12 protein-coding genes are annotated in these 8,752 nt (G+C 63.2%); 4 read left to right on the top strand and 8 right to left on the bottom strand.

Annotated elements, in window-relative coordinates; genetic code table 11:
- On the top strand, window positions 1-193 hold a 193-nt coding region (locus VMR03_RS15030; protein ID WP_325406636.1), incomplete at its 5' end, for a DUF1499 domain-containing protein.
- 208 nt (window positions 194-401) lie between these two features.
- On the opposite strand, the gene VMR03_RS15025 is transcribed toward VMR03_RS15030, so the two are convergent.
- The 7 genes from VMR03_RS15025 to VMR03_RS14995 form a co-directional block, all read right to left on the bottom strand.
- Window positions 402-1,286 carry an MBL fold metallo-hydrolase gene (locus tag VMR03_RS15025; RefSeq protein ID WP_325406634.1) on the bottom strand — a complete coding sequence of 295 codons (885 nt, stop codon included), beginning with the start codon at window positions 1,284-1,286 and terminating at the stop codon, window positions 402-404.
- Window positions 1,287-1,357: 71 nt separating this feature from the next.
- Window positions 1,358-2,875: a DHA2 family efflux MFS transporter permease subunit gene (locus VMR03_RS15020; protein WP_325406632.1), complete on the bottom strand. Its 1,518-nt coding sequence runs from the start codon at window positions 2,873-2,875 to the stop codon at window positions 1,358-1,360.
- A gap of 8 nt (window positions 2,876-2,883) precedes the next feature.
- On the bottom strand, window positions 2,884-3,969 hold the full coding sequence (locus VMR03_RS15015; RefSeq protein WP_325406630.1) for an HlyD family secretion protein: 1,086 nt from the start codon (window positions 3,967-3,969) through the stop codon (window positions 2,884-2,886).
- Window positions 3,970-4,027: 58 nt separating this feature from the next.
- Window positions 4,028-4,531, bottom strand: coding sequence for a MarR family transcriptional regulator (locus VMR03_RS15010; RefSeq protein WP_325406628.1), 504 nt, complete (start codon window positions 4,529-4,531; stop codon window positions 4,028-4,030).
- A 157-nt stretch (window positions 4,532-4,688) separates the two neighbouring features.
- Entirely contained in the window at window positions 4,689-4,880 is a 192-nt protein-coding gene (locus VMR03_RS15005) for a hypothetical protein (RefSeq protein ID WP_325406626.1), read from the bottom strand.
- 88 nt (window positions 4,881-4,968) lie between these two features.
- The gene (locus VMR03_RS15000; protein ID WP_325406624.1) at window positions 4,969-5,223 is read right to left on the bottom strand and encodes a hypothetical protein; all 255 of its coding nucleotides are present in this window, start codon (window positions 5,221-5,223) and stop codon (window positions 4,969-4,971) included.
- A 172-nt stretch (window positions 5,224-5,395) separates the two neighbouring features.
- A complete protein-coding gene (locus tag VMR03_RS14995) occupies window positions 5,396-6,946 on the bottom strand; it encodes an acyl-CoA synthetase (protein WP_325406623.1) in 1,551 nt (516 codons plus the stop codon).
- 273 nt (window positions 6,947-7,219) lie between these two features.
- On the opposite strand from VMR03_RS14995, the gene VMR03_RS14990 reads away from it, so the two are divergent.
- The 3 genes from VMR03_RS14990 (at window position 7,220) to VMR03_RS14980 (ending at window position 7,894) form a co-directional block, all read left to right on the top strand.
- Window positions 7,220-7,408, top strand: a complete 189-nt coding sequence (locus VMR03_RS14990) for a hypothetical protein (RefSeq protein WP_325406621.1) — start codon at window positions 7,220-7,222, stop codon at window positions 7,406-7,408.
- Window positions 7,409-7,507: 99 nt separating this feature from the next.
- On the top strand, window positions 7,508-7,660 hold the full coding sequence (locus VMR03_RS14985) for a DUF3309 family protein (RefSeq protein ID WP_325406619.1): 153 nt from the start codon (window positions 7,508-7,510) through the stop codon (window positions 7,658-7,660).
- A 33-nt stretch (window positions 7,661-7,693) separates the two neighbouring features.
- Window positions 7,694-7,894 carry a hypothetical protein gene (locus tag VMR03_RS14980; RefSeq protein WP_325406617.1) on the top strand — a complete coding sequence of 67 codons (201 nt, stop codon included), beginning with the start codon at window positions 7,694-7,696 and terminating at the stop codon, window positions 7,892-7,894.
- 68 nt (window positions 7,895-7,962) lie between these two features.
- Here VMR03_RS14980 and VMR03_RS14975 read toward each other — a convergent pair.
- Window positions 7,963-8,752: pyridoxal-dependent decarboxylase (locus tag VMR03_RS14975; protein ID WP_325406615.1), on the bottom strand; the 790-nt coding region annotated here is incomplete at its 5' end.

Here is an 8,752-nt window from a genome sequence, read left to right as displayed (position 1 = left end):
ATTGATCGAGGCGACGGCGGTGACGAAGCTCATCGGCTTCAAGGACGACGTCGCGATCCGCGTCACGGAGACGGAGGGCGGCGCGGCGGTCGACGTGCGTTCCGTCTCGCGCGTCGGCATGAGCGATCTCGGCACCAATGCGAAGCGCATCCGCGCCTATCTCGCGGCGCTGAAGGCGAAGCTTGCGGCCTGAAGCCTCTCTTTCGTCGTTCCTCAATTCGCTGATGAGTTTGATGACAGCGTCGTCCCGACCATCACCGTCATGCCGGACTTGGTCCGGCATCCATCTTCATCGGACCGCGCAGTAAAGATGGATCCCGGCCCAAGGCCGGGATGACGATGTTTTTTTGTCAGCACGTCATTGCCCCATCTCTTCGCAATGACGGTTATTTTTCCGTCTGTCACGGCACTCTGTATTCCGCGCCGAGCGTCACCGGACCATCCGTCGCCACGCGCCCCTGTTCGACGAGGCGTGTCATATGCGCCAGCACGGAACGGCCGGCGGCGCCATGGAGCCGCTTGTCGACCGCCGCATAGATGATGGGCACCATGTCGACGATATGCCTGTGGCCCGCCTCCAGCTGTTCGAGAATCTGACGCTCCCGGTCCTCGCGATGGGCGATGAAGGCGCGCACGAAGGGTTTCGGATCGCGGATCGCAGGCCCATGCGTCGGCCAGTAAATCTCCTCGTCGCGTGTCAGCAGCAGGTCGAGCGACCGCATGTAGTCGCTCATGTTGCCGTCGGGCGGGCTCACGATGCTGGTCGACCAGCCCATCACGTGATCGCCGGTGAAGAGCGCCTTCTCTTCCTTCAGGGCAAAGCAGATGTGGTTCGATGTGTGGCCGGGCGTGTGGACGCATTCGATCGTCCAGCCGTCGCCTTCGATGATGTCGCCATGACGGACCTCGACGTCCGGCACGAAATCCATGTCGCCGTCCTCCTCGCCGGAGCCGGCGCCGTGCGGCCCGTAGCCGTAGGTCTTCGCGCCGGTCAGCGCTTTCAGCGGCGCGGCGGCCGGCGAGTGGTCGGTATGGGTATGGGTGATGAGGATATGCGTGACCGCCTCGCCGTCGAGCGCGCGCATCAGGGCCTCCACATGGGCGTCGATCATCGGACCCGGGTCGATGACCGCGACCTTTCCGTGGCCGACGATATAGGTGCCCGTGCCCTTGAAGGTAAAGGCCGACGGATTTTCCGCGACGACGCGGCGGATCAGCGGCGTAATCCGCTCGCTCGCCTCGTAGATAAATTCGATCTCGCGTACATAGGGAATCTGAACAGCCATCACCCAACCTCCCGGGACGTCCTCCGCTTTCGTGCGAGCATGGACCGCACCGCGGCGGCGTTCAACCTCGCTCAGTCCATCACGGCATGGGCCGCGGCATCTTCCTTCGAGATGGCGATCTTCGGCGAACGCATCAGGTAAACGAGCGGGATCGCCAGCAGCGTCAGATACATCATGAGCTGGAAGTCGTCGAGATAGGCGATGGTGGCCGCCTGTCGTGTGACCTCGGCGTCGAGGACCGCCCGGCCCATCGTGGTATCGAGGTTGAAGCCCGACGGCAGGGCGTCCGGTCGATAGAGCGGATTGAGGCCGCTGACATGCTCCGAAATGGTGGCATGGTTGATCTGCGTCAGGCGAGCGATCAGCGCCTGGGTCGAGGCGATGCCGACGCTCGAGCCGACATTGCGCAGCAGGCTGTAGAAGCTCGTGCCTTCCGTGCGCAGATGCGGCGCGAGCGTCGAGAAGGAGATCGTCGTCAGCGGCGCGAAGATGAAGCCCAGTCCAAGGCCCTGGACGAAGCCCGTCACGACGATGGTGTGCTCGCTGATGTCGAGATTGAAATGGCTCATCTGCCATAGCGTGAAAGCGGTAATGGCGAAGCCGAAGGCGATCAGCGCGCGCATGTCGACGTTGTTGATGATGCGGCCCGCGAGCATCATGGCGATCATGGTGCCGGCGCCGCGCGGGGCCAGCACGATGCCGGTCGTCACGACGGGATATTCCATCAGCGACTGCAGGAAGGTCGGCATCAGCGCCATGGTCGCATAGAGGACGAAGCCGACAAGGACCGCAAGGACGAGCCCGACGGTCAGGTTGCGGTCCTTGAAAAGCTCAAGGTCGATGAAGGGGCGCTTGGTCGTCGCGGAATGGGCGATGAAGAGATAGAGCGCGAAGGCGGCGACGACCGCCTCGACGATGATTTCGGTCGACGAGAACCAGTCCTTGATGTTGCCGCGGTCGAGCATCAACTGCATCATACCGACGGCGATGGAGAGGAAGGCGAAGCCCAGCCAGTCGAAACGGCGAACCTTGTCGAGCGCCGATTCCTGCAAGCCGATCGCGAGACCGACGAAAGCGAGAATGCCGAAGGGCACGTTGATATAGAAAACCCAGCGCCAGCTATAGCTGTCGGTGAGCCAGCCGCCGAGCGCCGGTCCGACGATCGGTCCGACCATGACGCCGACGCCCCAGAGCGCCATCATCTTGCCGCGCTGCTCGACCGAGAACATGTCGAGCATGATCGCTTGCGAGAGCGGCACGAAGGCGGCGCCGAAAGCGCCCTGCGCAAGCCGGAAAAGCACGATCTGATCGAGCGACTGCGCCGCGCCGCAGAGCATCGAAGTGACGGTGAAGCCGACCACGGAAATGCCGAGCAGGCGTTTGCGGCCGAAACGCATCGACAGAAAGGCACTCGCCGGCGTCGCGATGGCGGCGGCGATGATGTAGGAGGTCAGCACCCAGGCGACCTGGTCCTGCGTCGCGGCCATGCTGCCCTGCATATGCGGCAGCGCGACATTCGCAATCGTCGAGTCGAGCGTCTGCATCACCGTCGCGAGCATGATCGCGCCGGTGACGACAGCCTTGCGCATGTTCGGCGTCATGGCGCGCGGCCCTGATCCCCCGCATCGGCCGCAGGCTGCGACTTGGTGTCGATCTCGACGTCCACGCTCATGCCCGCGCGAATTTCGGGGTCGCCGGGTTTGCGGTCGATGGCAATTCTGACAGGAATGCGCTGCACGACCTTCACCCAGTTGCCGGTCGCGTTCTGCGCCGGCAGAACCGAGAATTCAGATCCCGTCGCCTGGGAAATGCTGGCGACGTGGCCGGTCCATGCGTGGCCGGGATAGGTGTCGATGTCGATCGACGCCGTCTGGCCGGGGTGCACATTCGTCAGGTCCGTCTCCTTGAAGTTGCCCTCGATCCAGACCTTCTCGTTGGAGACGAGGCTCACCACGGGCATGCCGGGCGACACCTGATCGCCGACCTGAGGCTGCTTGCCGGCGACGCCGTCGAAGGGCGCCCGCACCGTCGCGCGCTCGAGATTGAGCGCGGCGTTGTCGCGCTGCGCCTTGGCGGCAAGATAGGAGGCATGTTCCTCGACCGGCGCGTCGGGCTTGCCGTCGAGCTGGGCCGCGATCTGCGCGAGGCTTTGCCGAAGGACGCCGTCGAGCTGGGTGGCGGTGTCGAAGTTGTGCCGGGCCGTGTCGAGGTTCGCCTGGCTGGCGAAGCTGCGTTTGGCGAGCGACGCCTGGCGTTCGAACTCACGCTTGTAATAGGCGATGCTGCTGTCCGAGAGCGCGAGCTGCGCAATCGTCATGTCGTATTTCGCGCGCAGCGACTTCACGTTCGCGGTCGCCGTGGCGAGCTGCGCGTCGGCTTCGGCCAGCGCGATCTTGTAGGGCGCCGGGTCGATCTGGAAGAGCGGATCGCCGGCCTTCACGAACTGGTTCTGCCTGACGAAGACCTCGACGATGCGCCCGCCGACATCGGGGCTCACCGACACCATGTCGGCCTTCACGTAGGCATTGTCGGTGCTCACATAGCGTCCGGCGGTGAAGTAGAACCAGGCCATCGCGACGAGCAGCAGCGCCGGAACGCCGATCAGGAGAAGCGGGCGCAGTTGTTCCCTGTCGCTCAAGATGCGCCGCGCCGCGCTGGAAACGGGGGCGAAGGTTACTGACATCGTTGACGTGCCTTTCAACTCGATTACCGGATAGGAAATGTTTGACGATTCGCCGGAGCTATTTGCCGACGGTCCTACCGCCGCTTCGTGAGGGCGGTGCGCCGCCTGGCAACAGGCTCGCGACATTGCCGCGCAACCGCCCGAGGAGGCCTGCGAGCGCCTCGATTTCCGAAGGTGTGAAGCCGGCGAAGACGGTGTCGTAGATTTCCGCCGCGATACCCCAGATGCGATCGAGAACCGGGGTCGCCTGATCGGTCAGAAAGAGGCGTTGGGCGCGGCGGTCGTTGGGGTCCGGTCGCCGTTCGACGAGCCCGGCGGCCACGAGCTTGTCGATGAGGCGCGCGACGGTGATCGGCTGCACTTCGAGAAGTTCGGACAGGCTCACCTGGTTGAGCCCCTCATTCCGCGACAGATGCACGAGCGCCCGCCACTGGGCCTGGGTAAGGCCGAGCGGCGTGATGCGCTCATTGAAAATGCGCCGGAGCATCCGCGAGGAATCGCCGATCAGAAAACCAATGCCGCGATCGACCGCGTGGAGTTGGGGGGAAAATTTATGCAGCATGGCTCTTTGAGGGCTTTGCACTTAATAAGCAGTGCTTATTATATAGTGCGCAAAAAGCCTCCCGCAAGGGAGGCTACAGATCGTCAAAGAGATAATCGGCCGGACGGGGCAGGCGGCTCCAGCCCCGTCGCGGACATTGGCATCGGTCTATGTCCTGTCAGTAGGTCAGCAGAACGTTGCCGACAAAAGCCAGGCTATAAAAGCCCATCAACACCGCGATGGCGCCGGCAGCGGCGTCGCCGAGATGAAAGAAGGGCATTGCTGGCGTTGGCGCGATTTCGGCGGTCTTGTCCGCCAACGGGGCTGCGAAGACTTCGGCGTCGGTAACGACCTGAGGGGCAGCGGTCATGATGTCGTCCTTTGCAATCAGTGGGTTAGTCACCCGGACGCTTCATCCCTCACACCGGCGCCTTTGCGGCGCTTCTGGCGTCTTTGTCTTACAGATAGTTGCCGAGGCGCAGACCGACCGTGACCAGCACGGCCAGGGAGTAGACGCCCGTGAGCACGATGAAGCCCGTGGCCAGAAGATCGCCAGCCTTGGAGTTCGGCTTTTTCGATGCCTCAAGAAAGGCGACGGTCTGCCCCCAGGCCTGAACGGCCTTGGCCGAGATATCGGCCGAGAATGACTGAGAGCCCTGCGGGGCGTTATGCGAGGCGTGATCGGCGGCGGACATGGTATTAACCTTCAGCATCAACGAGTTACGGTCTCTGGAAGCTCACCCGGGTCGGCGATGGAACGGGTCCGCTTCCTTGATGTGAAGATATGTTGCGTCGCACAAATTGACAAGATGTCAGTTTGTGAATTTTTCGCGCTGCAGCAAAATGACGCAGGCGTCATTCTTGGGGGCTGAGGAGCGGCGGGCTTCAGATACGCCGGCCCGCCGCCTCCCAGAAGGGCTCGCGGAGCTTGCGCTTGAAGATCTTGCCCGAATCTTCGCGGGGAAGCTCGGCGCGGAATTCGACCCGCTTGGGCACTTTATATCCGGCGACGCGCTCACGGAGGAAGGCCCGCACATCGTTCTCGCCGATGTCGGAGCCTGGTTGGCGCTGCACGATGGCGCAGAGTTGCTCGCCGAATTCGTCGTCCGGAATGCCGAAGACCGCGCAATCGGCGAGGCCCGGCATCTTATGCAGCTCAGCTTCGATCTCGGCCGGATAGATATTCACGCCGCCCGAGATGACCATGTCCTTGGCGCGATCGCAGAGATAGAGAAAGCCGTCCGCGTCGAGGTAACCGATGTCGCCCAATGAGATGAGGCCGGGCGCCTTTTCGGCGCGGCGGCGCTTCTCATCGTCGCCGTGATAGGTGAAATCCGGCAGGTCGACCAATCGGCAGACGATCTCGCCCGTCGCGCCTTGCGCGATCTCCTGTCCATCGTCGCCGATGACCCTCAAGAGCGCGCCGGGCAGCGCGTGGCCGACGGTGCCGGGATGTTTCAGCCACTCCTCCGAATTGCAGAAGGTCACGGCGCCCGTTTCGGTGCCGCCGTAATATTCATGGATGATCGGTCCGAGCCATTCGATCATCGCATGCTTCACATGCACGGGGCAGGGAGCGGCGGCATGCACGATGAAACGCAGCGAAGAGAGATCGTATTTGCGTTTGATCTCGTCCGGCAGTTTCAGGAGCCGCACGAACATGGTCGGCACCATATGCACATGCGTGACGCGGTAGGTCTCGACCGACTTCAGGAATTCCTCGGGGTCGAAGCGCGGTTCCAGAATGATGTTGGTGCCCAGGCGGAAGGCGACGAGGCCGGCGGCGTTGGGGGCGGAGTGATACATGGGGCCGGGAACCAGCACGATCATGTCGCCGGGCGTCGCGGCCCATTTGTCGTAACCCATCACCTTCGCGATCATGTTCGGGAAATTTGCCGCCTGTTCCGGCGTTGGCGGGCTGCGCCGCACACCCTTGGGATGTCCCGTGGTTCCCGAGGTGTAGATCATCGAACCCGGCGCTTCGTCGGGTCCCTTGGTCCTGGGTTCGAACTGTTTCAGCCAGTCGCCCCACAGAGGAAGGCCGGCGGGCAGGCGCGTGACTTCCGCAGATAATCCGTAGGCGGATACGATTTCAGGCGGGGTCTCGACGATGAAGACGGGAACGCCCTCGGGAACGACATGGGCGATCGGGTGATAGAGGTCGGCATGGATGACGATCGCCTTTGCGCCGGAGTTCCGGAAAACATAGGCGGCCTCGTCCGGCGAATTGTGCCAGTTGGCCGGCGTCGAATAGGCGCCGACGAGACCGGCGGCCGTGGAGGCTTCGAAGAAGGCGAAATCGTTGCGGAGATAGACGGCCACCACGTCGCCCGGACCAATGCCGAGGCTCGCAAAACCGGATGCAGCGCGCGCCGCCCGACCGGTCAAGGTCGCAACATCGCAAACGCGCGCGCCGGAGCGCACATAAGAAGCCATTGGTTCCTCCCCGTTAGGCTGTCCTTGCCGAAGTGTAGCAGGCGCGGCAGTTCGGAAAAGCATCATTTTCCCTCGGGTGGCCCGCGCCCCGCGCATCGGGGCGCCCCAATAATCGTTCATGCACACGGGAACCAGGGCAGCGGGACGGCGTTGCACCTTATGGAAACGGTTGATTGCGACAAGTGCCGCATCCGGCCGCGGCGGTCGATGGCGTGTGGAGGATTTATGGTTGGAAGACGAAGCAAGACCAGTCGCCTGCGCAGGGACGCAGAAGTGATCAGGGACGATGTCCAGGAATTGCGCAACGACGCGCGCGACGCGATCGAGGAAACGCTCTCTCATCCGGTCGTCGATCGTGTGATCGACGCGATCCGCGAGCGTCCCGTTACGGCCGTAGCGATCACCGCGGCACTGATGTTCGTCGGCGCCCGCCTGACGCAACGCAGACATTGGGAGGAGTAAAACATGCGATATCTGCTGCTTTGGGTCGTCGGCGTGCCGATCCCGGTTCTGATCCTCATCTATTTTCTGTTTCACTAGGAAAACAACCGGGAGAAGAAGATGCGCCTGCTTCTGTTGATCCTGCTGATCGTCCTCATCGTCGGCGCATTGCCGACCTGGCCCTACAGCTCCGGCTGGGGTTACTACCCGAGCGGCGGAATCGGTACGCTGCTCGTCGTCCTGCTCGTTCTGGTACTTCTCGGCGTTATCTGACGCTCTTCGTTCCACTACAGATGGAGGTTCAGCTTGTTGCGAAAATCGCTGGTCGGTATAGCCCTGGTGTTGCCCTTGATGGGCGCGCTTGCGGCTTGCGACGATGACGGTCCGGCCGAAAAGGCCGGCGAGAAGATCGACAATGCAGGGCAGTCGCTGAAAGACGCAGTCGATCCGCCGGGCCCTGCCGAAAAGGCGGGACGCGACGTCGACAAGGCTATCGGCAGCGACTGAACTCCTCAAAACGAAGAGCCCGCCGGAAGGCGGGCTCTTTTTGCGTTCGCTTGGGATTGCGGTCGGCTTCAGCTGTAGCGCGCTTCGCGGGCCGCGCCTTTGGCACCCGACTTCACCTGTTCCACCGCCCAGGCGATATCGGCGAGATAGGTATCGGCGACCTGAAGATGGAAGGGCGACAGCATCAGATGCAGTCCCTTCGGCTCTGTCGTCAGGCTCGTGAACCAGCCGCGCTCGAAGAGCTTGCCCCAGACGGCCATGCAGTCGATGTCGTCATGCGTGAAGGCGAGGAGGCCGAGCTGCGGCTTGCCGATGACGCGGAAGCCGAGTGCCTCGACGCCGGCTTCGATCTTTTCGCGAGCGTCGGTCACCTGCCCGTGCTTTGCGCGATAGCCTTCGACGCCGAGAAAGTTCATCACCGCCCAGGCCGCCGCGATCGCGCCGCCGGGGCGCGTGCCGGCGAGTGTCGGCGTCACCATGCGTCCTCCCGGCCAGTCGTCGCAATCGAAGATCATGTGGGCGCGCAGCGCTTCCGAACGGAAGAGCACGGTCGATGCGCCTTTCGCGCAGTAGCCATATTTGTGTAGGTCGGCCGACATGGACGAGACGCCGGCGACCTCGAAGTCGAAGGGCGGCACGTCGCCACCGTTCATGCGCACGAAGGGCGCGATATAGCCGCCCACGCAGGCGTCGACATGGAGCCACAATCCGCGCGCCTCGGCGAGCTCGCCGAGCGCCGCCGCGCCGATGCCGCCCATGCCGAAGGCGAAGCCGAAGAAGAGGCCGGCCACCGTGCCGACGCGGCCGGGCATCAACTCCTGTGCATAGACGATGATCGCCGGAAAGGCCGAAGCGAGG

It is taken from the genome of Parvibaculum sp. (genome assembly GCF_035511255.1).
Classification (GTDB): domain Bacteria; phylum Pseudomonadota; class Alphaproteobacteria; order Parvibaculales; family Parvibaculaceae; genus Parvibaculum.
Note: the sequence above shows the minus strand (reverse complement) of the source record. Positions and strands in the feature narration are given on the sequence as shown.